This window comes from Mycobacterium sp. NAZ190054 (genome assembly GCF_001545925.1).
In the GTDB taxonomy this organism is placed as follows: Bacteria; Actinomycetota; Actinomycetes; order Mycobacteriales; family Mycobacteriaceae; genus Mycobacterium.
Window position 1 is genome coordinate 1 of the sequence record NZ_LMVQ01000412.1, and the last position, 26,713, is coordinate 26,713.

The window sequence follows — 26,713 nt, forward strand, 5'->3', positions numbered from 1 at the left end:
CGGCGGCCCGAACTTCGCGCACGCGCTGTACGCGGTGAACGGGATGACCGGCGAAGGCGCGGGTCCGGGGGCGGGCGCTGCGGGCGGAAGGTCCTTGATGCAGAACACCGCGCACTCGGGCTGTGGCTTCTGAATCCACGGTGGCACCCACGCCGGCGGCGGCGGGGCCACCGGTTCGGGCAATGCCTGCGGCGCCGGGCCGGGCAGCGGTCCGAGGCTCTGACCAGGCACGAAGCCGGGCACGTTCTGGTTGATCTGGCTGGCCACGTCGGTGCGGCTCATCAGCGGGATCAACGCCAACGGGTCGTTGGCGGGCAGGCCGGTCGCATTGAGCGGCAGGCCCGGGCCGATGCCCTCACGCCGGTCGAGGTGGCTGTCGGTGGTGACGGCGGTGCTCAGCTCCGGCACCGAGCCGGTGATCGGCGGAAGGTCGACCGGCACCACCCCGGTCGCGTAGGCCGCCGCCCAGCTCAGCACATTCTGCGCATAGGCCATCGAGTTGTTGTAGCGCAGGATCGCCGCGATCACGTCGGACTGATTGCGCAGGTTCATGTTGCCGCTGCACAGGTAGCGGGCTGCGGCCAGCGACGCGTCGAACAGGTTCTGGACGTCGGCCTTGCCGTCGCCGTCGCCGTCGGAGGCGTACCGCGACCAGGTGCCCGGCAGGAACTGCATCGGCCCCATGGCGCGGGCGTAGACCACGCGGTCGGCGGACCGGCTCAACTCGATGACCTCGTTGCCGGGCAGTGTGCCGTCCAGCGCCGGTCCGTAGATGGGCCGCACCGCGGTGCCGCGTGAATCGGTGGCGCCGCCGTAGGCGTGCATCGACTCGATCCGCCCGATGCCGGCCAGCAGGTTCCAGCTCAGCCCGCAGCCCGGGAAGGCCGCTGCCATCATGGTCTCGGCGTTGCGGTAGGCCGACAGGGCCATCGACGGAATCCGCAGCGTCCCTGGAGCATTCACCGCCATCGGCGGCGGCGGCGCGGACGCCGCGCTGGCCACGGTGCGGAACGGGGTCGGGGTCTTGGTGATCGCGACCACCGACGGGCCGGCGCGGTCCTCGGCCGACGGCCCGACCGCGGCCATCGGCATCACCGCGGAATCGCGGCTCGGTGCGTGGGTCGGCGGGGCGGACGCGCCGACGGCGCCGGCGAGCACGAGTGGTGTGAGTACTGCGGCGACGCCGAAAGCCGGCATCCGGACGAACTGGCCCGCTCGTCGCCGCGCTGCTTCGAGGGCCGCTCCTCCCCCTATGTGCACTCGACCGTCCTAGCTGTTAGACCACCTGTGAATCAAGTCACCATACCCATAGGGCAACCGCGGTGTTACAGCAATCGCCGTCACTGTCTCAGCCGGATTTCTTGGATCGGCGCTCACCTGCGTCTTGTTTGCCCGATTCGGCTCGCCCGTCGGGGTGGGTGTGCAGGTCGTGGATCAGCTGGCGAATCTCCTCCAGTTCGCGGCGCAGGTAGTCGCGGGTGGCGACTTCGCCGACGGCCAGCCGTAACGCCGCGAGTTCGCGGGCCAGGAACTCGGTGTCGGCCTTGGTCTGTTCGGCGCGCCTTCGGTCCTCATCCAGCGCGACGCGGTCCCGATTCTCCTGGCGGTTCTGGGCGAGCAGGATCAGCGGCGCCGCGTAGGCCGCCTGGGTGGAGAAGGCGAGGTTGAGCAGGATGAACGGGTACGGGTCCCACTGCCAGGCGAAGGCGCCGAGGTTGAGCAGGATCCACACGATCACGACGATCGTCTGGATGGCGAGGTAGCGGCCGGTGCCGAGGAAGCGGGCGATGCGTTCGCTGAACCGCCCCACCGCCTCGACGTCGAGCCGGGGGGCCAGACTGCGCGAGGTCCTGGGCACGTCCAGGCGCTGACGCGACGACGGTTCGCTCATGTCGCCTTCTCGCTGGTCACGATCACGGCCTCGGCTTCCCGCTCACGCCAGTCGTCGGGGAGCAGGTGGTCGAGGACGTCGTCGACGGAAACGGCGCCGAGCAGGTGGCTCTGTTCGTCGACCACGGGTCCGCACACGAGGTTGTACGCCGCGAAGTACCGCGTCACCGCGCCGAGCGAGTCCTCCGGGCCCAGGGTGGGCAGGTCGGTGTCGATGATGCCGCTGACCAGCGCGGCGGGGGGTTCGCGGAGCAGACGTTGCAGGTGCACACACCCCAGGTAGCGCCCGGTCGGGGTGGCGGTGGGCGGTCGCACCACGAGCACCAACGACGCCAGCGCGGGGGTCAGGTCCGGGTCCCGGACCCGCGCGAGGGCTTCGGCGACGGTGGTGTCGGGTGCGAGCACCACGGGTTCGGAGGTCATCAGACCGCCCGCGGTGTTCGGCGAGTGGCTGAGCAGTCGGCGGACGTCCTCGGAGTCCTCGGGGTCCATCCGGCGCAGGAACTGTTCGGCGTCGGCGGGCGTCATCGTGCCCAGCAGGTCGGCGGCGTCGTCGGGATCCATCGCCTCCAGCACGTCGGCCGCCCGGTCGGTCTTGAGCTGACGCAGCAGGGCCACCTGCTGGTCCACCGGCAGTTCCTGCAGTACGTCGGCGAGTCGTTCGTCGTCGAAGGCGTTGACCACCTCGTAGCGCCGCTTGTCGGGCAGTTCGCGGATCGCGTCGGCCACCTCGACGGCGCGCTGGCCCTGAAACTGCTCGAGCAGCTGCGCCACCCCCTGATCGGGCATCGCCAGTCCGGACGGGGTCAGGCCGTGCACGTTCTGCCATTCGACGGCATAGACGTTGCTGCGGCGGCCCAGCCGGCGCTGCTGGCGTACCGCCACCTTGGTGACCATCCAGTCACGGGTGCGGGTCTGTTCGATCGCCAGGTCGACCACCACGACGTCCACTCCGGCCAGTTGCGGCAGATCCGGGTCGTCGACGCGCACACGGGTCTCGATCACCTGCCCCAGTACCAGCACCTCACCGGGCCGCTGTGAGAAGCGGCGCAGCGAGACGTTTCCCGTCGACAGCGTGACGGCCCCCGGTTCGATGGCTGTCACGCGCAGGATCGGAACGAAAATCCTTCTGCGGGTGAGCAGTTCGATGACGAGACCCAATACGCGCGGCTGTTGGCGGACCACGCTGATGCCGATCACCACATCGCGGACGCGCCCGATGGATTCGCCGTCGGGACCCAGCACGACCATGCCCGCGAGCCGTGCCGCATAGACCCTGTTGACCGACGCCATGGTTGTAAAGGGTAGAGAGTGTTGTTGTGGAAAACCGGTATCGACCCCGCCGGACGTGCCTGTCCGTGCCGGGCAGCAGCGCGAAGATGATCCAGAAGGCCAAGACCCTTCCCGCCGATCAGGTGTTCCTCGACCTCGAGGACGCCGTCGCACCGGAGGCGAAAGCGCAAGCGCGCGAGCAGGTCGCCGCGGCACTGGCCGAACCGGGGTGGGGCGGGCAGCTGCGCGGCGTGCGGGTCAACGACTGGACGACGCCGTGGACACACGCGGACATCATCGAGGTGGTCGCCCGGGCGGGGGCGGCGCTGGACATCGTGGTGCTCCCCAAGGTCACCGACTCATCGCACGTGCACGCGATGGATCTGCTGCTCAGCCAGTTGGAGGCCACCCACGGTCTGCCGTTGGGGCGCATCGGCATCGAGGCGCAGATCGAGGACGCCAAGGGCTTGACGAACGTCGATGCCATCGCGTCGGCCCCGCGGGTGCAGGCCCTGGTGCTCGGGCCCGCCGATCTGATGGCCAGCCTGAACATGCGGACCCTCGAGGTCGGGGAGCAGCCCGAGGGTTACGCCGAGGGCGACGCCTACCACCACGTGTTGATGCGGATCCTGGTGGCGGCCCGGGCCAACGGCATCGCCGCGATCGACGGCCCGTATCTGAAGGTGCGCGACGTCGACTCGTTCCGGCGGGTGGCGGGCCGCTCGGCCGCGCTGGGTTACGACGGCAAGTGGGTGCTGCACCCAGACCAAATCGACGCCGGGAACGAGATCTTCAGCCCGCGCCAGGAGGCCTACGATCACGCCGAACTCATTCTCGAGGCCTACGAGTGGCACACCTCGAAAGCCGGCGGAGCCCGGGGAGCGGTGATGCTGGGCGACCAGATGATCGACGAGGCCAGCCGCAAGATGGCGCTCGTGATCGCCGGCAAGGGCCGCGCGGCGGGCATGCAGCGCACCGGTGAGCGGTTCAGGCCGCCGAGCTGAGACCGGGCTCAGGACCCCATGATGGCCAGTGTGGTGATTCCGCTGATCAGCAGCGTCACGACACCGACGACGATGCCCGCGATGGCCAGGCCGTGCCCGTCCTGGTGGGTCTGCTTGATCTGGTTCATCGCCACGATGCCGAGCACGATGCCGAGGATCGAGCCCACACAGCAGAACAGGCCGACGCACGAGGCGACCAGCGAGCCGATCGCCATGGAGTTGGTGCCCTGCGGCGCAGGCGCGCCATAGCCGTAGTCGGCGCCGGTCCACCCTCCGGCGGGCGGATATCCGCCGGGCATGGTGCCGTAGGGCGGCGGGTACGGCGCACCGCCGTAGCCCGGCGCGCCGTAGCCGGGATTCGGGTACGGCGGAGGCGATCCGGCGTCGGGGTAGGGCGGGGGATAGCCGGCCGGCGGCGGGGGGTAGTCCGGCGGCGGGAAACCTCCCGACGGCGGGTACCCGGCCGTCGGTGTGTACGTCGGAGGCTGGTCGTAGCCCGGCGGCGGCGGGTTGTAGGCCGGCGGCGGGGTGTAGTCCGGCGGCTGGGAACTCTGACTCTCTTCGATGGGAGGCGCTTCGTAACCGGCCGAAGACGGCTCAGACCCACCTGCGGCGGAATCGGACGATTCGCTGCGGCCTGCGTCGTTGTCCGAATTTGTCATGCTGATCAACCTAGCCTAACTGCAGGAAACCCGAGGTGAGGGCGGCTGCGGGCACCTTGAGGCTATGCCGCGCGTTGATCAAGGGACTAGCGTTGCATGGGTGTAGCGAAGGAGTGAGAACTGATGACCAGCCCGTTTCAGCCAGGACGCAATCCCGCTGCGGCATCACCCGGTGGCCCGGACGCCGGACGTCGCCCGGTAAGCCTTCCGACGCCGCCCAAGGGGTGGCCGATCGGCTCGTATCCCACCTACGCCGAGGCGCAGCGCGCGGTGGATTACCTGTCGGATCAGCAGTTCCCCGTTCAGCAGGTCACCATCGTGGGCGTCGACCTGATGCAGGTCGAGCGCGTCACCGGAAGGCTGTCGTGGCCGAAGGTGCTCGGTGGTGGCGTGCTCACCGGTGCCTGGCTGGGTCTGTTCATTGGCCTGATTCTGGGTTTCTTCAGCCCGAATCCGTGGAGTGCGCTCATCACCGGTCTGATCGCAGGTGTCTTCTTCGGTCTGATCACCTCGGCGATCCCGTATGCGATGGCACGCGGCACAAGAGATTTCAGCTCGACGATGCAGCTGGTGGCCGGGCGCTACGACGTGCTCTGTGATCCGCAGAACGCCGAACGTGGCCGGGATCTGCTCGCGCGCTTGACCATCTAACCCGTCCGCTTCCCCGCGTCGGCCTGCGGTGACGATGTTGCACATCGCGAGGCTTTGGCCCTAGTTTTGCCCCGCGGGCGTGCGGTGAAAGGGAGCTCGATGGCTGAGATCGTTTTGGACGGGGTGACCAAGAGTTACCCCGACGGTACGGCGGCGGTCAAGGACCTGTCGATCACGATCGCCGACGGCGAGTTCGTCATCCTGGTCGGGCCGTCGGGTTGCGGCAAGTCCACCACGCTCAACATGATCGCCGGGCTGGAGGAGATCACGTCCGGCGAGCTGCGCATCGACGGTGAGCGGGTCAACGAGCGGTCGGTCAAGGACCGTGACATCGCGATGGTGTTCCAGTCCTTCGCGCTCTACCCGCACATGACGGTGCGCCAGAACATCGGGTTCCCGCTGACATTGGCCAAGCTGGACAAGAACGAGATCGCGCAGCAGGTGGAGCAGACCGCGAAAACCCTTGGCCTGACCGAGCTGTTGGACCGTAAGCCGAGCCAGCTTTCCGGTGGGCAGCGCCAGCGGGTCGCGATGGGCCGCGCCATCGTGCGAAACCCGAAGGCATTCCTGATGGACGAGCCGTTGTCCAACCTCGACGCGAAGCTGCGCGTCCAGATGCGCACCGAGATCGCGCGGCTGCAGAAGCGGCTCGGGACGACGACGGTGTACGTCACCCACGACCAGACCGAGGCGATGACGCTCGGCGACCGTGTGGTGGTGATGCTCGGGGGTGTCGTGCAGCAGATCGGCTCACCGGACGAGCTGTACCGGCGTCCCGTCAACCTTTTCGTGGCCGGCTTCATCGGCTCCCCGGCGATGAACTTCTTTCCCGCGGCGCTGACCGAGCTCGGCACCGCGCTGCACATGCCGTTCGACGACCCCGGCGAGGTGCCTGAGGGCTACCCGATCAAGGCTGACACCAAGTCCGGTCGGTACTGGACGCCCGACAGTGCCGACTACCACGAGGCACCCGTCGAGATCTGGTTTGCCACCGAGGAGATCGCCCGTACGAACGGCTTCGTCCGCGGCGAATAGACCGTGCCGGGTCCCGTCAGACCTTGCGGATGACCGTGACGACCTTGCCGAGCACCACGGCGTCGTTGCCCGGAATGGGATCGAACGCCGGGTTGTGCGGCATCAGCCAGACCTGACCGCGGGTCCGCTTGAACGTCTTGACGGTGGCCTCTCCGTCGATCATCGCCGCGACGATGTCGCCGTTGTCCGCGACATTCTGCTGCCTGACCACGACCCAGTCGCCGTCACAGATCGCCGCGTCGATCATGGATTCGCCGACGACCTTGAGCAGGAACAGCGACCCCTCACCGACGAGTTCGCGGGGTAGCGGGAAGACGTCCTCGACGGCTTCCTCGGCCAGAATCGGCCCACCTGCCGCGATACGGCCGAGCACCGGCACGAACGTGGGCTCGGGCAGCGAATCCGACCCGGCGACGTCGGTCCCGACCACCGGCGCGGCGTTGTCGTCCACCCCGCGGACGTCGACGGCGCGCGGCCGGTTGGGATCGCGGCGCAGGTACCCCTTGCGCTCCAGTGTGCGCAGTTGGTGGGCGACCGACGACGTGGACGTGAGCCCTACCGCGTCGCCGATCTCCCTGATGCTGGGCGGGTAACCGCGGCTGGTCACCGATGCGCGGATGACGTCGAGGATCGTCCGCTGACGCTCGGTCAGGCCGGAATCGCGGCCGCGGCCGGCACCGGTGCTCTCACTGCTGTCGTCGCTCATGTGCCCGAATGTAGCCCGGTCCGCGCCGATAATCAAACATGTGTTCGAGGCGTGTCGCGCGGGTCGGGGGTGCGCCCGGTCGGGCGACGGTTTCTGTCAGAGGGGTCGGTTAGCGTTCGCAACAGTTCGATCACGTGTTCTATCAATCGAACACCTGATCGACTAACATTCGAACACAAGAGCGAACAGTATCGGACCGAAAGGCGAGCAGATGACCATTCTCGACGACCGTGCGGCATGGAACCAGTTCGAACGCGCGCCGCGTCTGCAGGTCGGCGGCGGACGAGTGCGCCCGGTGACCCCGGTCCGGCGGTCGCCGTCGAGGCGGCCCGGTGGTGCCCCGGTGCGTCACCGGGGGACCGGTGTGCTGATGTCGCGGGCGCCGCACCGGCGCCGCCCGATCACGCCGGCGACGACGGTGTTGTTGGCGCTGGTCGCAGGCGCGATCACGCTGTGGCTCGGCCTGGTCGGTCAGTTCGGCGGGCTCGTCGGCGGCGCCCCCGAGATCCCCGGACGGCTCGCCGTGGTCCAGGTGCAGAGCGGTGAATCGCTGCAGCAGGTCGCGCATCGGGTGGCGCCGGGCGCCCCGGTCGCCGACGTGGTCGCTCGCATCCGCGAGCTGAACAAACTGGAATCGGCCGCGCTGGATGCGGGCCAGACGCTTATCGCGCCCGTCGCCTGACCTCGCAGGGCGAACCGAACGGCAGTGCTGCCCAAGCTTTCTGAGGACGGGTCGGATGAGGTATGCGGCACTGGGTCCGGCGGTGGGCCGCCCGTGGGTCACGCAGGTACGCTCAAAGACGTTCGAAGCGGTTGACTGTCGGAGCGGCGAAGGAGCGGTGATGCACTGTCCGTTCTGCCGGCATCCCGATTCCCGGGTCGTGGATTCCCGCGAGACCGACGAGGGCCAGGCGATCCGCAGGCGTCGGTCCTGCCCTGAATGCGGGCGTAGGTTCACCACGGTGGAGACCGCGGTGCTCGCGGTGGTCAAGCGCAGTGGTGTGACCGAACCGTTCAGCCGGGAGAAGGTCATCCGCGGGGTGCGGCGTTCCTGCCAGGGCCGTCAGGTCGACGATGATGCGCTGAACCACCTCGCTCAGCAGGTCGAGGATGCGGTCCGGGCCACCGGTTCGCCGGAGGTGCCCAGCCACGAGGTGGGGCTGGCGATCCTCGGGCCGCTGCGCGAACTCGACGAAGTCGCCTATCTCAGGTTCGCGTCGGTGTACCGCTCGTTCTCGTCGGCCGAAGATTTCGAGCGCGAGATCCAGGCGCTGCGGGCCCATCGCGGGGTCGCCACACAGGGCTGAAGCGCTGTCAGTCGAGTCGGCGCTGCCCGTCGTCGACCACGCGTCCGGCGATCTGCACCCAGCCCTCAGGGCTCCACTTCGTCTGGATCACCGAGCCCTGGCCCTGGACGATGGTCAGGTCGCGGCTGAGGTACTCGGTGATCCGCACCGCGGCCGCGCCGGTGGCCTCGTCCTCGCGGATGCCCAGGTGCGGTGCGAACATCCGGGACCGAATGGTGCCCGAGGGCTCGTCCAGCCAGGTCCACAGGTAATGCTCGGACTCGTCGGCGTAGTCGTCCGGGTCGGCGGCGGTGAGCTCGTCGACCGAGGCCACGTCGTAGATGGAGAACACCGGTGCCCACTGCGCGCGGGCGCTGACCGCGGTCAGTTCGTCGCTGTAGGTGACCTGGACGACGCCCGCCGGGACCTGCAGCGTCTTGATCGGCATGCCCCGGCTCTTCAACCACCACGACGCCCCGACCGTCGGGTGCCCCGCGAACGGCAATTCGGTGGTGGGAGTGTGGATGTGGGCCTGGGCGCTGTGCGTGCCCTCGCGCGGTAGGGAAACGAAAATCGTTTCGCTGTATCCCAATTCGGTGGCGATGCGCTGGCGGTCGGCCGCGCTCACCGTAGCGGCGTCGACCACGCCGAGCGGGTTGCCGAAATTTCCGTCCTCGTCGGTGAATACGCGCAGCACTGTCACGTCGATGGCCATGGGCCGATGCTACGTCGTCGGCACGGCCGGCCGGTCAGGTTGCGGAGCGTTCGTCGGCGCCCATCGCGTCGAGCACTGCGACACGCGTGTCGACCGGACCGGAGATGGTGCCCTCGTTGATGCCGGAGCGAAGCAGGCCGCGCAGGTACTCCTGGTCGTATACCGCAGGCTCGGTCGAGTCGATGAACTTCTCCACGACCTCCACGAAGCGGTCCGGGTCGTCGTGGAACGGGAAGTGGCCTGAGCCGTGGAAGATCTCAAGCCGGGACCCCGGCATGGCGGCGTGCGCCATCTCCGCGTGGCTGACCGGGATGACGGCGTCGAGGTCACCCCAGATCAGTTGCACGGGAACCGATTGCGTCAGGTAACAGCGGTCGAGCATGGTCACCACCTGGCCGCGCCAGTCGACCACCGCGCGTAGCGTGCGGGCGAATGCCGAGGACGCGGTCGGTTCGGGCAGGTCGGCCAGGATGCGCAGCATGTCGGGGATGTCGCGGCCGACGCCGGTGGCACCGAGGACGGTGCCACTGAGGCGGCCGAACGCCTGCAGGGCGGGCAACACGAGCGGCAGGCGCAGCAGCGCCAGCGCTTCACTGCCCAGCGGCATCGAGGCGATCCGCAACGCGATGTTGACGTCCTTGGTGACGCCACCGGCGCCGACCAGGATGAGGCGGTTGACCAACTGCGGGAACTGGTAGGCGAACTGCATCGCGACACCGCCCCCGAGGGAATGGCCGATCACGGTGACGCTGTCGATGTCGAGGACGCTGAGCAGGTCGCGCATGCCGTTGGCGTATGCGGCGACCGAGTAGTCGGCCCGTGGCTTGTCCGACTTGCCGTGCCCCAGCAGATCCGGAGCGATCACGGTGAACCGCTGCGCCAACTGGGTCTGCACGGTGCTCCAGGTGGTCGAGTTGTCACCGATGCCGTGGATCAACAGGATCGCCGGGCCTGATCCCGCCACGCGGAAGGCCCGCCGGTAGCCGTGGATCGTGCAGAACTTGAGAGTCGGGGTGATCTCACGCACGGGGCGCAAGTGCGGCTTGCGTTCGGTCATGTCGCCCACTTCGTCGTCGGGACGGCTGTCAGCCCGCGGAGCTACAGGCCGTCCCTGGGGTCGTCCCTGTCCTTCCGCTTCTTCTCACCGGCCTGTTCGGCGAGGAACCTCTCGAATTCGGCGCCGAGTTCCTCACCGCTGGGCAGATCCTCGTCGCGCGCCAGCAGGGACCGGTTCTCCTGAGCGGCGACGAAGGCATCGTACTGGCGCTCCAGGGCCTCCACCACTTGAGCGACCTCGGCGCTGGCGGCGACCTGTTCGTTGATCTTGTCGAACACCTCGGCCGCGGCCTGGGTCAGTTTCGCGGTGGGGATCTGCAGCGAACCGTTTCTGGCCACCTCGGAGAGCAGCGTCTCGGCCGCCGACGGATAGTCGGTCTGCGCGAGGTAATGCGGGACGTGCACGGTGAATCCCACCACTTCGTAGCCGTGCTGGGACATCCGGAACTCCAACAGGTTGGATGCGCTGCCGGGCACCTGGACCTCACCGATCCACGGCTGGTGGTCGGCGATCAGCTCCTTGTCGTTGGAGTGCGCCGTCAGGGTCATCGGCCGGGTGTGCGGCACCGCCATCGGGATGGAGCCCAGCCCGATCACCCGGCGTACACCGAGCCGGTCGGACAGCAGCCGCACCGCGGTGATGAACCGTTCCCACCGCAGGTCGGGCTCCAGTCCGGCCAGCAGCAGGAACGGTGTGCCGACGCTGTCGTGCAGCGCGTACAGATTCAGTTCCGGTTCGTCGTACTGGGTGAAGTGGTCGGTCTTGAAGGTCATCAGCGGCCGGCGGGACCGGTAGTCGAGCAGCTCGTCGATCGCGAAGGAGGCCACCAGCTCGGTGTCGAGGGTGTCCTTGAGATGCTGGACGGACAGCCGGATCGCGTGTCCGGCATCCGAGAAACCTTCCAGCGCGTGGATCAGCACGGGGCCGCGGCCGTCGGGTGAGGACAGCTGCGGAGACGGGAACTCGAGCTCGTACATTCCCGTCTGCTCCGGCTGGTACTGCTGGCCGGGGTCGTGCGCGTCGTCAGCCATCTCTCGCCTCCTCGCCTCGGTACTCACAACTGGTGGTGCGGGTGAACCGTGAACAACAAGTGTCTCGCACGTGTTCGGCAATGCGACGCGGGGCCACATGGCGTCACCCAGTTGTTCGAACGTGCACACGCCGATGTGACATTCCGCGACGGTGACCGCGATCTACCCGCCGGTGACGGCTGCTGACGCGGGCACGCCGTCAGGACCGGAAGTGGTTGAGGGCGCGCAGCTTGTTCATCACGTCCAGCGCGGCGACCTTGTAGGCCTCCGAGAACGTCGGGTAGTTGAAGACCGCGTTCACCAGGTATTCGATGGTGCCGCCGCAACCCATCACCGCCTGACCGATGTGCACCATCTCGGTCGCGCTGGTTCCGAAGATGTGCACGCCCAGCAGCCGGAGATCGTCGGTGGACACCAGCAGCTTGAGCATGCCGTACGAATCGCCTGCGATCTGGCCGCGGGCGAGCTCCCGATAGCGCGACACCCCAACCTCGTAGGGGATCGAGTTCTTGGTCAGCTCGACTTCGGTGGCGCCGACGTAGGACACCTCGGGGATGGAGTAGATGCCGATCGGCTGCAGTCCGGTCATGGCGTGGCTCGGCTCGCCGAAGGCGTGGTAAGCGGCCAGCCTGCCCTGGTCCATCGACGTCGCGGCCAGCGCCGGGAAACCGATGACATCGCCGACGGCGTAGATGTGGTCGACCTTTGTCTGGTAGTTCTCGCCGACGAAGATCCGGCCGCGGTCGTCGGCTTCCAGCCCTGCGTTGCCGAGGTCGAGGTGGTCGGTCTGCCCTTGACGGCCCGCCGAGTACATCACCGTTTCCGCGGGGATCTGCTTGCCGCTGGCCAGCGTGGTGACCGTGCCCGCCGACCCGACATCGACAGCGGTGACCTCCTCACCGAACCGGAATGTCACCGCGAGGTCGCGCAAGTGGAACTTCAGCGATTCGATGATCTCCGGGTCGCAGAAATCGAGCATGTTGTCGCGTTTCTCGACGACAGTCACCTTGGTGCCGAGCGCGGCGAACATCGACGCGTACTCGATGCCGATCACGCCTGCGCCGACGACCACCATCGACGTGGGCAGCGACTTGAGGTCCAGGATGCCGTCGGAATCCAATACCCGGTTCTCGTCGAATTCCACGCCGGCCGGGCGGGCCGGCTTGGTGCCGGTGGCGATGACGAGGAATTCACCGGTCACCGTTGTGCGTTCGCCGCGGTGCGGCTCCTCGACGAGCACGGTGTGCGGGTCGAGGAATCGGCCGTGGCCCTGGATCAGGTCCACGCGGTTGCGCATCAGTTGCGAACGCACCACGTCCTGTTCCTTGGTGATGACGTGGCTGGTGCGGGCCAGCAGATCCGCCGGCGTGATCTTCTCTTTGACCCGGTAGCTGGCGCCGTAGAGTTCGCGCTGACTCATCCCGGTGAGGTAGACCACCGCCTCGCGCAACGTCTTCGACGGAATGGTGCCGGTGTTCACGCAGACGCCGCCGAGCATGCGCCCGCGTTCCACGACGGCGACCGACTTGCCGAGTTTCGCCGCGGCGATGGCAGCCTTCTGCCCGCCGGGACCGGAACCGATGACGACAAGGTCGTACTCCAGCATCGAAGCCATGGCAACAAGGTCTACGCCGGTTGCCCCCACCTCGCATGTCGACGACAGCAACGGCCGCCTGCCCGGGCGGTCGCGGGTCGTCATCCCCAGATCCGATTTCATCCACAGTTGGGTGTCGCTGCGGCGTCTTCGACCGATCGGCGTCGGCGGCGGTTGCGAAGTTGGCCACATGGCCTCAACACCTCGCCCCGACCCGTCGCTCGACCGCCCCGGCGCCCTCATCGCGGCGCTGCCCGCCGTCCTCGGTTTCATACCGGTGAAGTCCCTGGTCCTGATGACCATCGCCGATGAAGAGCTGGGCGCGGTGCTGCGGGCCGACCTGTCGGACCCGCCTCCGGATCAGCTGTGTCGGTTGGCCGAGTTGGCCGTGGCCTCCGGTGCCGACGCCGCGGTGGGGGTGATCGTCGACGACGAGGGCGCGACGTGCCCGATGTGCGCCGATGAGCACCGCAGGCTGGCGGCCGAACTGGCCGAGGAACTGGATGTGCACGGCGTCGAGTTGCTCGCTGTCCACGTCGTCGCCGAGATCGCTGCGGGGGCGCGCTGGTACTGCGCCGACGGCTGCGGCAACTCCGGTCTCGTCGAGGATCCGACCGCGTCGCCGACGGCGGTCGCCGCGGTGCTCGACGGTCGCCGCCTGTACCGGCGGCGGGAGGAACTCGTCGCCGTGGTCGCCACCGCGGACCCGGCACGCACCGAGGCGCTGGGCCGGGCGATCGAAGGCGCGGGTTCCCCGGGGACGTCCCGGCCGGCTGCACAGGCGCGGGCGGACATCGAGCACGCGTTGGCGTGCCTCGACCGGATCAACGGTGACCGCCCGCTCGCCGACGCGGACCGGGTGCGGTTGGCGTGGTCGATGACCGACACCCGGGTACGCGACACCCTCTACGCGCTGGCTGTGGGGGACGGCGCGGGCGCCGCCGAGGCGCTCTGGGCCGAGCTGGCGCGGTGCCTGCCCGATCCGTGGCGGGTCGAGGCCCTGGTGCTGCTTGCCTTCTCGGCCTATGCGCGCGGTGACGGCCCGTTGGCAGGCATCTCGCTGGATCAGGCGCTGCGGGCAGAGCCCGCGCACCGGATGGCCGGGATGTTGGACCAGGCGCTGCAGTCCGGGATGCGTCCGGAACAGATCCGCGAGCTCGCCACGACCGGATACCGGTTGGCCCGGGAGCTCGGGGTGCGCCTGCCACCGCGGCGGCTGTTCGGCCGCAGAGCGGGTTAGGTCAGACCTTCTCGACCTTGACGGCGTGCGCCATCTCGTGCGGCAACTCGACCTGCTCGTGGCCGGGGATGACGATCATGACCCCGCCGTGGTCGTTGACCTCGACGGTGACGCGGGCGTTCGGCACGACGCCGGCGTCCTTGAGGCGGGCGATCAAATCGACGTCGCCCTGGACGTGCTCGGTCAGCTGCCGGACGACCACGGCCACCGGCATACCCGCGGGCAGTTCGGTCAGCCGGACCAGGGCGAAGCTCTCGCTGATCTCGTCGCCGACACCCAGCTCCGACAGTCCCGGGATCGGGTTGCCGAACGGAGACGTGGTGGGGTTGTTGAGCACCTGAACGAGCCGGCGTTCGACATCCACGCTCATCACGTGCTCCCAACGGCAGGCCTCGGCGTGCACTTCCTCCCACGGCAGGCCGATCACGTCGACGAGAAGACGCTCGGCGAGACGGTGCTTGCGCATCACGGCGACCGCGAGGGCGCGCCCCTTTTCGGTCAGCTCCAGATGGCGGTCGCCCGCGACGTGCAGCAACCCGTCGCGCTCCATCCGGGAGACGGTCTGGCTGACGGTCGGGCCGCTCTGATCGAGACGCTCGGCGATGCGCGCGCGCAGCGGGATCACGCCCTCTTCCTCGAGGTCGTAGATCGTCCGCAGATACATCTCGGTGGTATCAATCAGATCGTTCATCGCACATCCTCCGTTCGGAGCGAGTCTACCGGCCGCACCGGCCGAAAGCGGTGCTTCCTCAAGCGACACGGGACACACCGCCGAGCCCCCGTGCGGCAGAAGGCCCGCCGGAATCTCCGACGGGCCTTCGCGGGGGGTTGGTTTGCGGAACGAAGCGGTGGGTCAGCTGGCGTAGGACCGGAGGCGGTCGGCGCGCTCACCGTTGCGCAGCTTGGCCATCACCTCACGCTCGATCTGACGCACCCGCTCGCGGGACAGACCGAAAAGCTTGCCGATCTGGTCGAGCGTGCGGGGCTGTCCGTCGTCGAGCCCGAAGCGCAACCGGATCACCTGCTGCTCGCGCTCGTCGAGCGTGGCGAGCACATACCGGATGTCGGTGTGCAGCAGCTCGGAGATGACGGCGTTCTCCGCCGACATCGCCTCGGCGTCCTCGATGAAGTCACCGAGCGGCGCCTCCTCGTCGCTGCCCACCGGCATGTCCAGGCTCACCGGATCGCGGCTGTGCTCCAGCAGGTCGGTGATCTTCTCGACCGGGATGCCGGACTCTGCGGCCAGTTCTTCGTCGGTGGCCTCGCGACCGAGGTTCTGATGCATCTCCCGCTTGATGCGGGCGAGCTTGTTGACCTGCTCGACGAGGTGGACGGGCAGGCGGATGGTGCGGCTCTGATCGGCCATGCCGCGGGTGATCGCCTGGCGGATCCACCACGTGGCGTAGGTCGAGAACTTGAATCCCTTGGCGTAGTCGAACTTCTCCATCGCGCGGATCAGCCCGAGGTTGCCCTCCTGGATGAGGTCGAGCAGCGGCATGCCGCGCCCGGTGTAGCGCTTGGCCAGCGACACCACCAGGCGCAGGTTGGCTTCGAGCAGATGCCGCCGCGCCGCCTCACCGTCGCGCACGACGGCAGCAAGATCACGCTTTCGGTTGTCGCCCAGCCGCTTCCGCGTGTCGAGCAGGTGCTGCGCGTACAGACCCGCCTCGATCCGCTTGGCCAGCTCCACCTCATCGGCGGCGTTGAGCAACGCGGTCTTGCCGATGCCGTTCAGGTAGACCCGCACCAAGTCGGCGGCTGGGCTCTGAGCGTCCAGATCCTGGTCGATGCGGCTGAAGGTGGCATTTGCCATGGCGGCCTCCTGATCGGGTGGAACTTTCATGAGCTACAACGCCCCAAGCCAGCAAGGAGTTCCCGCGTTCCCGATGCTTCACACCTTCTGATCTGCGGTTATTGGACGGCGACCTGAGAATGTGCTGAGAATGGCGCCGGAAAGCGCTCAGCCAGGAACATCGCCGCGGGAATCGCCGGTGTCTTGTTGCGACGCGTGGCGGGGCGCACCTTCGATTGCCGGACGCTCGGCGGTGGGAAACAGCGGGATCCGTCGCGGCACGTCGTAGCGGCGGGGCTCCTCGGCCTTGCGGGGCGGCCGGTCGTTGGCGATCAGAACCGCCATCCACGGCAGCGGGATCGACACCACCAGGATCGCCAGCGAGATCAGCCCGTTGTGCCAGACGCCGTACGCGACGGCGGCCAGGATCAGCGCGGGCACCCGGAAGGACATCAGCGTCAGGTACTTGCGCACGCGCTGGCGGTGTTGTTCCTCGTAGGCGGGGGCGGCCCGGGTGATCAGTACCGGGCGGCCTTCGTCGTCGAAACTCAGCTCCGAGTCACGCACGGGATCACGATGCTCAATCCGGCGTTCATACCTCCACTGTTCCACATCTGGGCCCCGCTACACCCATCGCATTTCCCGGCGTTCGATGGCCAGGCAGAATGGGGGCATGGACACCCAGACGATCGAACGCACCGATACCGACGAACGCGTCGACGACGGGACGGACGACGACACCCCGAAGTTCTTCCACTACGTCAAGAAGGACAAGATCGCCGAGAGCGCCGTGATGGGCACGCATGTCGTCGCGCTGTGCGGCGAGGTGTTCCCGGTGACGCGTTCGGCCAAGCCCGGCTCGCCGGTGTGCCCTGACTGCAAGCGGATCTACGAGCAGCTCAAGAAGTAGCGGCGTCGCCGTCGGCCACCGACGTCTCGGCGGCGGGGGAGGATCGGGCGCCGGCGGTGCGCGCCTCGGCTTTGGAGCCCAGCCATCCGCGGATGCGGTTCGCGTGGGTGTCCGGCGCCGGGAACTCCTCTTCGATCGCGGCGTTGAGTTCGGCGCCGATCATGATCGCGAAACCGAGGAAGAACGCGAACAACAGGAACGCGATCGGGGTGGCCAACGCGCCGTAGGTGTATCCGGTGCTGGTGATCCACGTCAGATACAGGCGTAGTCCCCAGGTGGCGATCAGGAACACCGATGTGGCCAGCACCGAACCCAGCACGAGCCGGTGCGACGGCAGCGGTTTGGGCAGCGACACCCGGTAGAGCAGGTTCACCGACACCACCAGGGCCAGAAACAGCACCGGGAAGTAGGCGAAGCCGAGCACGCTGTCCCAGCTGTCGGGGATGAACTCGGCGACCTTGCGCGGGCCCAGCGCCAGGAACGGTGCCGTCACGATCGCGCCGAGCAGCATCACGACGTAGAGCCCGAGCGCGTAGAACCGTTGCCGGACCGGGTGGCGCAGCGGTGTCTGATCGTGTGCCTCGGTGATGGAGTCGACGAACGCCGAGATGGCGGACGACCCCGCCCACAATGAGATCACGAAACCGAGTGACACCACCTCGCCGCGAGCGCCCCGGACGATGTCGCGCACCGTCGGCTCGATGATCTCGCTGACGACGTTGGGGGAGAAGAACTTCCCGGCGACGCTGATCAGCTGGCCCTGGATGGTCGCGAGTGTGTCAGGGCCGAACAGCGGCGCGATGTAGGCCAGGCTGCCGAGCATGCCCAGCAGCAGCGGCGGTAACGACAGCGCGCACCAGAAAGCGGCCTGAGCCGACTCCGAGAAGATCGAGTCATCCCAACTCTTGCCCAACGTCCGGAGCGTGATGTGCCGGATGTGATGGCGCTGGGGTTTGGCCCTTTCGGGTTTGACCCGTCGTGGTTCCGCTTGCTGTGCGAGCCGCGCGTCCGGCCGCTCTGACTGGTCACTCATGACCAGACCAGCATTGCCGATCCGCTGCTACGGCTCCAGGGGGCTCACTTCGAGGACGGCGGCGAGTTCGATGAGCTTGGCCTCGTGCTCGTTGGCGTGATGCTGGCAGAACAACAACTCGGCACCTGAGGGAAGCTTCGCCCGCACCCGGGCCGCGGCCCCACAACGGTCGCAGCGGTCAGCCTTGGTCAATCCAGGACTGGTGAGCGTTGCGGTCATGGCACCTCCATGGGGTGGTAGCGACGTACTTCTACTCTGTCAGACGCGTGGGGTTCCGGCCTTGTTCCCCGGGGGTTCACGGGTGTGTCGTGTCTCACGGGTGCGTGTGTTGCGACAGTAAAGGGGTGGCGGTATGAGCTCAGGATCGGACGGCGGAGTGCTCGTGCACTTGTGCAGCGCCGGGGAATGGGAGCGGGCGCAACGCGCGGGTGCGCACGAGCCCGCGTCGCTGGCGGAGGTGGGATTCGTCCACCTCTCGTCTCCGGCGCAGGTGCATCTACCGGCCAACCGGCTCTACGCCGGACGGGCCGACATGGTCCTGCTGCGCATCGATGCCGCACGACTCGCCTCTCCCGTTCGCTGGGAACCCGGGGTTCCGACCGATCCCGATGGCATGGTGTTCCCACATTTGTACGGTCCGCTGCCCGTCGCGGTTGTGATTAGCGTCACTGAGTATCGTCCCGGCCCGGACGGCCGGTTCCCGCCGCTGCCGGGCTGACCGAGGCCTCCACGCGCGCGGCCACCGTGACAAAGTGAGCCGAAAGTGACACGGTGCCCGACCGAGGCAGGAGGTGACTCAATACACTGCTCGCCGTGGGCATCATCTTTGGCTTTGCACCGTGGATCGTCTACTGGGTTCTCGTCGGCAACGTGCCGTTCCACACGGCGGTGCTGATCGCACTGGCTGTCGCCGTGGCCGCGTTCGTCGTCGCCCGGATCACCGGCTCGCCGGGTCGCACGCTCGAAATCGGCGCTGTGGCAACCTTTCTGGTGTTGGCGGTGGTGACGTTCGTGACGAGCCAGGAGTTCATGGAGCAGTGGCTGCAGCCGTTGAGCAATGCCGGCATCTTTCTCGTCGCGCTGATCAGCGCACTGGTGGGGCGCCCTTTCGTCCGGGACTTCGCCGTCGTGGGCCAGCCCAAGCAGGTGATCGAGAGCGAGCCGTTCGCCCGCATCACCGCGGTGCTGACGTGGGTGTGGATCGCGGCCTTCGGTGGCATGACGGTGTCCTCGGCGATCCCGCCGTTGGTGCAGGGCGACGCGACCATCCTCGACACCCGGACGCCGCTGTCCTTCGTGTGCTACTGGGTGGTGCCGTTCTCGCTGCTCGGGGTCGCGGCGCTGCTGACGCGACTGCTGCCCGACCGCATGACCCCGCCCGAGGACGAGATCGTGCGCAAGACGACGTTCGTCGCCTTCGCCGAGGCGGAGATCGACCAGCTGATGTACCTGGCGACCGAGCACGCCAACCGGGAGGCCGGCGCCGGCAAGGAGGCCTACGACGTCCGGATCGGCTCCAAGGGGGTGCCGCTCGTCGGCGACGAGACCCGCGAATCGTGGCCCTCGACCTACAAGGTGCGCGACCGCAAGCGCTGACGCGCCCCGCCGCCCGGACCGACCGGGATCGCCACCCCGGTCAGGCCGGAACGGCTTCCACGATCGACAGCGGGCTGGCGGTCGGGATCACCCGGGTCATCCGGAATCCCGCCTCGGACAACAGTTTCGAGTATTCAGCAGCTGTCCGTTCGCGGCCTCCGGCGCTGACCAGCATCTCCAGGTCGACCAGGAAGCCCAGATGTGCGTCCGCGCGCTCCGGCAGCACCATCTCGAACAGCAGCACCCGGCCGTCCTCGGCGATGGCCGTCCGCACGTTGCGCAGGATCGACACCGACTCCGGGTCGTCCCAGTCGTGGATGATCGCCTTGAGTACATAGGTGTCCCCGCCGGCCGGGACGGCGTCGAAGAACGACCCGCCCTCGACCCGGCACCGTCCCGCCACCCCCGCCGGTCCGAGGACCGACGCGGCGCCGGCGACCACGGACGGACGGTCGAACAGGATGCCGTGGGCTTCCGGTGCCCGGTGCAGGATCGCCGCGAGTAATCCGCCCTGGCCGCCGCCGACGTCGACGATGAGCCTGCGTGCCCGGAAGTCGTATGCGGGGATCGCGTTGTCGATGACGGCCCGGGACCCACCGGTCATGGCGTTGTTGAACAGTTGGGCGAACTCGGGGTCGGTCTCGAGGTATTCGAAGATCCCGCAGCCGCGCAGTTTCTCGACCGAGGTGCGCCCCGTCCGCACCGAATACGGCAGCTCTGCCCAGTGCTCCCAGTGGCGGCGACTGCCGACGAACGCGATCATCGGCGCCATCGACTCCGGATGGTCGGACCGCAGCGTGCGACCCAACCGGGTCAGCGCGAACGTGCCGTCGCGGCGCAGTCTGAGCACCGACCGGCCGGCCAGTGCGCGCATCAGCCGGTAGGTGGCGCGCGGATCGGTGCCGGCCCGCGCGGCCACGTCCTCGGCGCGTAACGGGCCCTCGGACAACTGGTCGGCGATGCCGAGCCGCACCGCGGCATACAGTGCCGCGGTGAACCAGGACCCCAGCCCGAGTTCGAGCAGGGCGACATGACCGGGCACGGTCGCCTGGTGCAACCGGTCAAGCACGCCGCGCAGTCTGGTGACGGCGGCGAGCGCCGCGCCCTGCGTCGTCAGCGTTGATCTCATGCCGGCGACGCTAGGGCCGCGGCCTTAATTAATTCTTGAGCAGGACGGGCAGCCGGTCAGTCGAGGTAGTCGCGCAGCACCTGCGAACGGCTGGGATGGCGCAGCTTGCTCATCGTCTTGGACTCGATCTGGCGGATGCGCTCCCGGGTCACGCCGTAGACCTGGCCGATCTCGTCGAGGGTGCGCGGCTGACCGTCGGTCAGCCCGAACCGCAGCCGGACCACGCCGGCCTCGCGCTCGGAGAGCGTCTCCAGCACCGACTGCAGCTGATCCTGCAGCAGCGTGAACGACACAGCGTCCACGGCCACCACGGCCTCGGAGTCCTCGATGAAGTCGCCGAGCTGGCTGTCGCCTTCGTCGCCGATGGTCTGGTCCAGCGAGATCGGCTCACGCGCGTACTGCTGGATCTCCAGCACCTTCTCCGGCGTGATGTCCATCTCCTTGGCCAGCTCTTCGGGCGTGGGCTCGCGGCCCAGGTCCTGCAGCAGCTCGCGCTGGATACGGCCCAGCTTGTTGATGACCTCGACCATGTGCACCGGGATACGGATGGTGCGGGCCTGGTCGGCCATCGCGCGGGTGATGGCCTGACGGATCCACCAGGTGGCGTAGGTGGAGAACTTGTAGCCCTTGGTGTAGTCGAACTTCTCGACCGCGCGGATCAGGCCGAGGTTGCCCTCCTGGATCAGGTCCAGGAACGCCATGCCACGGCCGGTGTAGCGCTTGGCCAGCGACACCACCAGACGCAGGTTCGCCTCCAGCAGATGGTTTTTCGCGCGGTCGCCGTCGCGGCAGATCCACATCATGTCGCGGCGCTGCGCGGTGGTGAGCTTCTCGCCCTTCTCGGCGAGCTCGGCCATCAGCTGCGTGGCGTACAGGCCGGCCTCGATGCGCTTGGCGAGTTCGACCTCCTCCTCGGCGTTCAGCAGCGCGACCTTGCCGATCTGCTTGAGGTAGGCGCGCACCGAGTCGGCCGAGGCGGTGAGCTCGGCGTCCTTACGGGCCTGCCGCAGGGCCTCGGACTCCTCCTCGTCCCAGACGAAGTCGCCGGAGGCCTTGTCCTTCTCGGACGGCTCGGCGATGGCGTCGTCGTCGCCGTCCTTGGCGGCCTTGCCGGCCGGCTTCGGTGCGGCGCCTTCGGCGGTCTCCTCGTCGGCGTCCTCGTCATCGGCGTCGTCGTCGCCGGAGGCGTCGTCGTCGACCTCGATGTCGTCGAGTTCGATGTCGACGGTGTCCTCGACCACCAGGTCGTCGCCGGGCTCGGCGTCGAGATCGTCGGCGGTGTCGACGTCGTCTACGGCGAGATCGTCATCGACGGTCTCGGGGGAGGTGGCCTTCTTGGCGCGGCCCCGCGTCGCGGGCGCGTCGCCGGACTTGGCGGCGCGCTTGGCGGCCTTCGCCGGCGCGCTCTTGGCGGCCTTCTTCACGGGCGCCTTCTTCGCGGGAGCCTTGGCGGCGGTGCGCTTCACCGGCTCGTCGGTTGCCGCGCTTGCCTTGGTCGCTGCCACGTACACCCTTTCGGTCTGCGGGTTTCCGGCGCGCACAGGTGCGCCACCGAAATGTGTCGGCTATGTGGAATGTCGGCGTCGATCTCACAGCGTCATCTCACAGTGGGATACTCCGCTGCTGTTCAGTGGCGGCCGCCGTTGACCATTGTAACGACAGTGTGGGTCGAGGCTGTGCGCAGCGGCGAAATCGACGCCTGCGCGCGTCCGGTCTTCCGTTGTTCGCCGCTGCGGTTCAACGTTACTTACCCGTAGCGGTGACGTCGAATTCCGAGGCCATCGCGGCGCCGACGATGCCCGCGGTGTTCTGCAGTGCGGCGGCCACCACCGGCGTGCGGTTCTCCAGCAGCGGGATCCACTTGTCGGCTTTCCGGCTGATCCCCCCGCCGGCGATGAACAGGTCCGGCCAGATCGCGTTCTCGATGGCCACGAGCACCCTGGTGACCTCTTTGGTCCACCGCTCGTAAGTCCAGGCCTTGCGCTCCTTGACCGAGCTGGCGGCCCGGTGCTCGGCCTCCTTGCCGCCGACCTCGAGGTGCCCGAACTCGGTGTTGGGCAGCAGGACTCCGTTGTGGATGACGGCCGACCCGATTCCGGTGCCGAACGTCAGCAGCACGATGACGCCGGTGTTGTCACGGCCGGCGCCGAACTTCTCCTCGGCGAGTCCGGCGGCGTCGGCGTCGTTGAGCACGGTCACCGGCTGGCCGTCGAGCGCGGCGCCGATCACCTCCTGGGCGTTGAGCCCGATCCAGCCCTTGTCCACGTTGGCCGCCGTGCGCACGATGCCGTCGGCCACGACGCCGGGATAGGTCACCCCCAGCGGGCCGTCCCAGCCGAAGTGCGCGACGACCTCGGCGATGGTCTCGACGACCGCGTCGGGCGTGGCCGGTTGCGGGGTGGCCAACTTGAAGCGGTCGCCGATCAGCCGGCCGGTGTCCAGGTCGACGATTCCGCCCTTGACACCGCTGCCGCCGACGTCGATGCCGAATCCGCGCCGCGACGAGCCCGAGTCGGATCCGGGGGCGGCAGGTGATGACGGGGATGACGCGTCGGCTGTCATGCGGGCTCCTCTGCGCAGGTCGTGGCACCGGTGCTCTTCGACGCGGCCGGGCTGCGCCGTCGGATGGCCGGGGCGCGTAGACACCCTATCGGCTCCCCAATTGCGATGCGGGCCAGTCGCACGTCCACCGCGCCCGGTGCGGGCCGTCGCGGTGTGCTGCGATGGGCGGGTGAACATCGACAGCGATCCCGAGCGCCTGCGTGTGGTGGCCGAGCGGCTGGCGTCTGAAGCCGCCGAGTTCGTCCGGAGGCGACGCCCCGAGGTGTTCGGCCCCGGCGCGGCGCCCGACGGGGCACCGCCCGCGATACGGGCGAAGAGCACTCCCACCGACCCGGTCACCGTGGTCGACACCGAGACCGAACGGCTGCTGCGCGACCGCCTCGCCGTGCTGCGGCCGGGTGACGCGGTTCTCGGCGAAGAGGAGGGCGGCGCGGTCGACGCCGCCGACGGCCGGCTGACGTGGGTGCTCGACCCGATCGACGGCACGGTCAACTTCCTGTACGGGCTTCCCGCCTACGCGGTGTCGGTGGGCGTGCGGCGCGACGGCGTGTCGGTGGCCGGCGCGGTGGCCGATGTGGCCGCCGGATCGGTGTACTCGGCGGCGCTCGGGCGCGGGGCGGCCGTGCGGCGAGACGGGGTCATGACCGCCTTGCGGTGCACCGCGGTGGCGGAGCTTCCGATGGCGCTGGTCGGCACGGGCTTCTCCTACGACCGCGAGCAGCGGCGCCGGCAGGGCGACATCGTGGCCAGGCTGCTCCCGGAGGTGCGTGACCTGAGGCGGCTGGGTTCGTGTGCGCTGGATCTGTGCATGGTCGCCGAGGGCCGGCTCGACGCGTACTACGAAGAAGGCGTGCACCTGTGGGACTGGGCGGCCGCCGCGCTGATCGCCGCCGAGGCGGGCGCGCGAGGTGAATCGGGCGCTGATGCAACAGAAGGAAGCTCTCGAGCGCGACGTGCTGCAGGCACAGGCCGCGCCGGCCCTGGCCGAGGCCGCCCGCAACCTGGGGATGATCCCGTCGCGGGACACCGCACATCTGGTGCAGGACCCGGCCGGGAACTGGGTCGTCGTCGGAACGCCCAAGCCGGCCGAAGGGGTTCCGCCACCGCCGCTGAACGCACCGCTGCCCGAACCGGCCCCGCCTGCGCCACCGGCGCCGCGGGTCGTGGAACCCCGCGAGGTCCCAGTCCGGTTGCCGTCGGCGACGACACCGCCGGTGGTTCCCCTGGTGGCCCCGAATGGCGAGGTGCCGCACGCTGTTTCGGGCCAGCTGCCGGCTCCCGGGCCGGTGGGACCGCTGGATGCCGGGTCGCCGCACCTGCCGCCGGGTGATCCGGCCGGCCCTGCCGCGGTTCCGGTTCCCGAGCAGATCGCGCCCGTGGCTGTGCCCGGGGCGCCGGCGTGAGTGGCGACAAGCGCCGCGGCCGCGGGGCGGCACCCGAGAAGGCGCTCGCCAAGGCGCCGAACCGCGAACGGTCCGCCCGGTCCCGGCGCACCCGCCAGGCCGCGCCTCAAAACGGTTTGCGCAGCGCGTCTTTCGTGTTCAGGCACCGCACCGGCAACGCGGTGATCTTCCTGCTGCTGGTGGTCGCCGCGGCGCAGTTGTTCACCCTGCAGGTGCCGCGTGCCGAAGGGCTGCGCGCCGAGGCGGCGGGTCAGCTCAAGGTCACCGACATCGACCCGGCGGTGCGCGGCTCGATCGTCGACCGTAACGGCGACAAGCTGGCTTTCACGACCGAGGCCAAAGCGCTGACGTTCCAGCCGGTCAAGGTGCGCAAGCAGCTCGAGGAGGCGTTCGCCAAGAACGCGGAGCTGGAGTCGTCGGAGGCGCCCGACCCGGACGCCCGGCTGCGGGAGATCGCCGCCGAGGTGTCCTCGCGGCTGGGCAACAAGCCCGACACCGCGACGGTGCTGAAGAAGCTGCGCAGCAACGAGACGTTCGTGTATCTGGCCCGGGCGGTCGACCCGGCCATCGCCGATGCGATCACCACCGAATTCCCCGAGGTCGGTGCCGAACGCCAGGATCTGCGTCAGTACCCCGGCGGGGTGCTGGCCGCCAACATCATCGGTGGCATCGACTGGGACGGGCACGGTCTGCTGGGGCTGGAGGATTCGCTGGACGCGGTGCTCGCGGGCACCGACGGGTCGGTGACCTACGACCGCGGGTCCGACGGTGTGGTGATTCCCGGCAGCTACCGCAACCGCCATGACGCGGTCAACGGGTCGACGGTCACGCTCACCATCGACGACGACATCCAGTTCCACGTGCAGCAGCAGGTGCAGCTCGCCAAGGACGCCTCCGGCGCCAAGAACGCCTCGGCCGTCGTGCTCGACGCGAAAACCGGTGAGGTGCTGGCGATGTCGAACGACAACACATTCAACCCGGCCCAGGATCTGAGCCGTCAGCAGCACCGGCAGCTGGGCAACCTGCCGGTGTCCTCGCCGTTCGAGCCGGGCTCGGTGAACAAGATGATCACCGCGGCCGCGGTGATCGAGAACGGGTTGACCACTCCCGACGAGGTCCTGCAGGTGCCCGGGTCGATCAACATGGGCGGGGTCACGGTCCGCGACGCGTGGGAGCACGGCGTGATGCCGTACACCACGACGGGGGTGTTCGGGAAGTCCTCCAACGTCGGCACGCTGATGCTGGCCCAGCGCCTCGGGCCGGAGCGGTTCGCCGAGATGCTGGACCTGTTCGGGCTCGGGCAGCGCACCGGCGTCGGGTTACCCGGCGAGAGCGCCGGTCTGGTGCCGCCGATCGACCAGTGGTCGGGCAGCACCTTCTCCAACCTGCCCATCGGGCAGGGGCTTTCGATGACGCTGCTGCAGATGACGGGCATCTACCAGACCATCGCCAACGACGGGTTGCGGGTCCCGCCGCGCATCATCAAGAACACCGTGGCGCCGGACGGCACAACGACCGAGGAGCCGCGCCCGGAGGGCGTCCGGGTGGTGTCGGCCGAGACGGCGCGCACCGTGCGAGACATGTTCCGGTCGGTGGTGCAGCGCGATCCCCGCGGCGTCCAGCAGGGCACCGGCCCGCAGGCCGCCGTCGAGGGTTACCAGATCGCCGGCAAGACCGGCACCGCCCAGCAGATCAACCCCGCCTGCGGGTGCTACTACGACGACGTCTACTGGATCACCTTCGCGGGCATGGCCCCCGCCGACGACCCGCGGTACGTCATCGGCGTCATGCTGGACGCCCCGCACCGCGCCGCCGACGGGACGCCCGGCTCGTCGGCCGCGCCGCTGTTCCACAACATCGCGTCCTGGCTGCTGCAGCGCGAGAACGTGCCGCTGTCCGCGGACCCGGGCGCGCCGCTCACGTTGCAGGCTGGCTGACATCCGGCGTCGACCGGCGCGAATGCGAATCCCGCCCGGTGAGATCGGTACTGTGTCATGGCCATGAACCTGCGCCCCAGCCAACCCGTACTCACCGGTGGACGCGAGCCACCCGTAGCCGGTGATCTTGCCCCGCACCGAACCGTCGGTGGCGACCCACACCGGGCCCGCCGGCGCGACGTCCCGCAGCCCCGCGCACGCCTGCCGC

At 68.7% G+C, this 26,713-nt stretch carries 26 protein-coding genes and 3 pseudogenes; 12 read left to right on the plus strand and 17 right to left on the minus strand.

Features of this window, described 5'->3' with window-relative positions:
- The 3 genes from ASJ79_RS22940 to ASJ79_RS22950 all read right to left on the minus strand — a co-directional run.
- On the minus strand, positions 1-1,260 hold a 1,260-nt coding region (locus tag ASJ79_RS22940; RefSeq protein WP_156448591.1), incomplete at its 3' end, for a lytic transglycosylase domain-containing protein.
- 88 nt (positions 1,261-1,348) lie between these two features.
- On the minus strand, positions 1,349-1,891 hold the full coding sequence (locus tag ASJ79_RS22945) for a DUF1003 domain-containing protein (RefSeq protein WP_067960342.1): 543 nt from the start codon (positions 1,889-1,891) through the stop codon (positions 1,349-1,351).
- Complete coding sequence (locus ASJ79_RS22950) at positions 1,888-3,183, minus strand: magnesium transporter MgtE N-terminal domain-containing protein (protein WP_067960346.1); 1,296 nt, start codon at positions 3,181-3,183, stop codon at positions 1,888-1,890. The genes ASJ79_RS22945 and ASJ79_RS22950 overlap by 4 nt, the downstream gene beginning before the upstream one ends.
- Before the next feature lie 26 nt (positions 3,184-3,209).
- Here ASJ79_RS22950 and ASJ79_RS22955 point away from each other — a divergent pair, with 26 nt between their 5' ends.
- Complete coding sequence (locus tag ASJ79_RS22955; RefSeq protein ID WP_067960350.1) at positions 3,210-4,166, plus strand: CoA ester lyase; 957 nt, start codon at positions 3,210-3,212, stop codon at positions 4,164-4,166.
- Positions 4,167-4,174: 8 nt separating this feature from the next.
- Here ASJ79_RS22955 and ASJ79_RS22960 read toward each other — a convergent pair whose 3' ends face one another.
- A complete protein-coding gene (locus ASJ79_RS22960) occupies positions 4,175-4,828 on the minus strand; it encodes a DUF4190 domain-containing protein (RefSeq protein ID WP_067960354.1) in 654 nt (217 codons plus the stop codon).
- 123 nt (positions 4,829-4,951) lie between these two features.
- Between ASJ79_RS22960 and ASJ79_RS22965 the strand changes: the two genes are divergently transcribed.
- On the plus strand, positions 4,952-5,479 hold the full coding sequence (locus ASJ79_RS22965) for a general stress protein (protein WP_067960357.1): 528 nt from the start codon (positions 4,952-4,954) through the stop codon (positions 5,477-5,479).
- A gap of 99 nt (positions 5,480-5,578) precedes the next feature.
- A pseudogene (locus tag ASJ79_RS22970) lies at positions 5,579-6,376 on the plus strand (ABC transporter ATP-binding protein); the annotation flags it as partial.
- Positions 6,377-6,530: 154 nt separating this feature from the next.
- Here the strand turns inward: ASJ79_RS22970 and lexA are convergent.
- On the minus strand, positions 6,531-7,220 hold the full coding sequence (gene lexA / locus ASJ79_RS22975) for a transcriptional repressor LexA (RefSeq protein ID WP_067960359.1): 690 nt from the start codon (positions 7,218-7,220) through the stop codon (positions 6,531-6,533).
- Positions 7,221-7,431: 211 nt separating this feature from the next.
- On the opposite strand from lexA, the gene ASJ79_RS22980 reads away from it, so the two are divergent.
- Together ASJ79_RS22980 and nrdR are read left to right on the plus strand one after the other, a co-directional pair.
- Positions 7,432-7,902 carry a LysM peptidoglycan-binding domain-containing protein gene (locus ASJ79_RS22980; RefSeq protein WP_067960363.1) on the plus strand — a complete coding sequence of 157 codons (471 nt, stop codon included), beginning with the start codon at positions 7,432-7,434 and terminating at the stop codon, positions 7,900-7,902.
- Between the two features lie 160 nt (positions 7,903-8,062).
- Positions 8,063-8,527, plus strand: coding sequence for a transcriptional regulator NrdR (gene nrdR / locus ASJ79_RS22985; RefSeq protein WP_067960366.1), 465 nt, complete (start codon positions 8,063-8,065; stop codon positions 8,525-8,527).
- Between the two features lie 7 nt (positions 8,528-8,534).
- Here the strand turns inward: nrdR and ASJ79_RS22990 are convergent, their stop codons facing one another.
- The 4 genes from ASJ79_RS22990 to sthA form a co-directional block, all read right to left on the minus strand.
- Positions 8,535-9,221, minus strand: coding sequence for a PhzF family phenazine biosynthesis protein (locus ASJ79_RS22990; RefSeq protein WP_067960369.1), 687 nt, complete (start codon positions 9,219-9,221; stop codon positions 8,535-8,537).
- Positions 9,222-9,255: 34 nt separating this feature from the next.
- Positions 9,256-10,278 carry an alpha/beta fold hydrolase gene (locus ASJ79_RS22995; protein ID WP_067960411.1) on the minus strand — a complete coding sequence of 341 codons (1,023 nt, stop codon included), beginning with the start codon at positions 10,276-10,278 and terminating at the stop codon, positions 9,256-9,258.
- Positions 10,279-10,319: 41 nt separating this feature from the next.
- Complete coding sequence (locus tag ASJ79_RS23000) at positions 10,320-11,309, minus strand: proteasome assembly chaperone family protein (RefSeq protein ID WP_067960372.1); 990 nt, start codon at positions 11,307-11,309, stop codon at positions 10,320-10,322.
- 199 nt (positions 11,310-11,508) lie between these two features.
- Positions 11,509-12,915, minus strand: coding sequence for a Si-specific NAD(P)(+) transhydrogenase (gene sthA / locus ASJ79_RS23005; RefSeq protein WP_156448592.1), 1,407 nt, complete (start codon positions 12,913-12,915; stop codon positions 11,509-11,511).
- Positions 12,916-13,093: 178 nt separating this feature from the next.
- On the opposite strand from sthA, the gene ASJ79_RS23010 reads away from it, so the two are divergent.
- Positions 13,094-14,143, plus strand: coding sequence for a DUF4192 domain-containing protein (locus tag ASJ79_RS23010; protein WP_067960377.1), 1,050 nt, complete (start codon positions 13,094-13,096; stop codon positions 14,141-14,143).
- Position 14,144: 1 nt separating this feature from the next.
- On the opposite strand, the gene ASJ79_RS23015 is transcribed toward ASJ79_RS23010, so the two are convergent.
- From ASJ79_RS23015 to ASJ79_RS23025, 3 genes are all read right to left on the minus strand, one after another.
- Positions 14,145-14,834, minus strand: coding sequence for a metal-dependent transcriptional regulator (locus tag ASJ79_RS23015; protein WP_067960380.1), 690 nt, complete (start codon positions 14,832-14,834; stop codon positions 14,145-14,147).
- 162 nt (positions 14,835-14,996) lie between these two features.
- Positions 14,997-15,956: a sigma-70 family RNA polymerase sigma factor gene (locus ASJ79_RS23020; protein ID WP_067960383.1), complete on the minus strand. Its 960-nt coding sequence runs from the start codon at positions 15,954-15,956 to the stop codon at positions 14,997-14,999.
- A 147-nt stretch (positions 15,957-16,103) separates the two neighbouring features.
- Positions 16,104-16,520, minus strand: coding sequence for a DUF3099 domain-containing protein (locus ASJ79_RS23025; RefSeq protein WP_231750989.1), 417 nt, complete (start codon positions 16,518-16,520; stop codon positions 16,104-16,106).
- 88 nt (positions 16,521-16,608) lie between these two features.
- Here ASJ79_RS23025 and ASJ79_RS23030 point away from each other — a divergent pair, with 88 nt between their 5' ends.
- Positions 16,609-16,845, plus strand: a complete 237-nt coding sequence (locus ASJ79_RS23030) for a DUF3039 domain-containing protein (protein WP_067960388.1) — start codon at positions 16,609-16,611, stop codon at positions 16,843-16,845.
- On the opposite strand, the gene ASJ79_RS23035 is transcribed toward ASJ79_RS23030, so the two are convergent.
- Both ASJ79_RS23035 and ASJ79_RS23040 read right to left on the minus strand, forming a co-directional pair.
- Positions 16,835-17,878 carry a YihY/virulence factor BrkB family protein gene (locus ASJ79_RS23035; RefSeq protein ID WP_082754007.1) on the minus strand — a complete coding sequence of 348 codons (1,044 nt, stop codon included), beginning with the start codon at positions 17,876-17,878 and terminating at the stop codon, positions 16,835-16,837. The genes ASJ79_RS23030 and ASJ79_RS23035 overlap by 11 nt on opposite strands.
- Positions 17,879-17,905: 27 nt before the next feature.
- Positions 17,906-18,097, minus strand: a complete 192-nt coding sequence (locus ASJ79_RS23040) for a hypothetical protein (RefSeq protein ID WP_067960391.1) — start codon at positions 18,095-18,097, stop codon at positions 17,906-17,908.
- A 133-nt stretch (positions 18,098-18,230) separates the two neighbouring features.
- On the opposite strand from ASJ79_RS23040, the gene ASJ79_RS23045 reads away from it, so the two are divergent.
- Both ASJ79_RS23045 and ASJ79_RS23050 read left to right on the plus strand, forming a co-directional pair.
- Complete coding sequence (locus tag ASJ79_RS23045) at positions 18,231-18,596, plus strand: DUF952 domain-containing protein (protein WP_067960395.1); 366 nt, start codon at positions 18,231-18,233, stop codon at positions 18,594-18,596.
- 95 nt (positions 18,597-18,691) lie between these two features.
- The gene (locus ASJ79_RS23050; RefSeq protein WP_067960399.1) at positions 18,692-19,474 is read left to right on the plus strand and encodes a hypothetical protein; all 783 of its coding nucleotides are present in this window, start codon (positions 18,692-18,694) and stop codon (positions 19,472-19,474) included.
- Positions 19,475-19,514: 40 nt separating this feature from the next.
- Here the strand turns inward: ASJ79_RS23050 and ASJ79_RS23055 are convergent, their stop codons facing one another.
- From ASJ79_RS23055 to ppgK, 3 genes are all read right to left on the minus strand, one after another.
- Positions 19,515-20,603: a methyltransferase gene (locus tag ASJ79_RS23055; RefSeq protein WP_067960402.1), complete on the minus strand. Its 1,089-nt coding sequence runs from the start codon at positions 20,601-20,603 to the stop codon at positions 19,515-19,517.
- Between the two features lie 56 nt (positions 20,604-20,659).
- Entirely contained in the window at positions 20,660-22,108 is a 1,449-nt protein-coding gene (locus ASJ79_RS23060) for an RNA polymerase sigma factor (protein WP_067960416.1), read from the minus strand.
- A 238-nt stretch (positions 22,109-22,346) separates the two neighbouring features.
- Positions 22,347-23,165, minus strand: coding sequence for a polyphosphate--glucose phosphotransferase (ppgK, locus tag ASJ79_RS23065; RefSeq protein WP_067960404.1), 819 nt, complete (start codon positions 23,163-23,165; stop codon positions 22,347-22,349).
- A gap of 151 nt (positions 23,166-23,316) precedes the next feature.
- Here ppgK and ASJ79_RS23070 point away from each other — a divergent pair.
- The 3 genes and pseudogenes from ASJ79_RS23070 to ASJ79_RS23075 form a co-directional block, all read left to right on the plus strand.
- A pseudogene (locus tag ASJ79_RS23070) lies at positions 23,317-24,141 on the plus strand (inositol monophosphatase family protein); the annotation flags it as partial.
- A pseudogene (locus ASJ79_RS34385) lies at positions 24,065-24,568 on the plus strand (hypothetical protein); the annotation flags it as partial. The pseudogenes ASJ79_RS23070 and ASJ79_RS34385, both read left to right, overlap by 77 nt.
- 116 nt (positions 24,569-24,684) lie before the next feature.
- A complete protein-coding gene (locus tag ASJ79_RS23075) occupies positions 24,685-26,505 on the plus strand; it encodes a peptidoglycan D,D-transpeptidase FtsI family protein (protein ID WP_369803746.1) in 1,821 nt (606 codons plus the stop codon).
- The last annotated feature ends 208 nt before the right edge of the window (positions 26,506-26,713 follow it).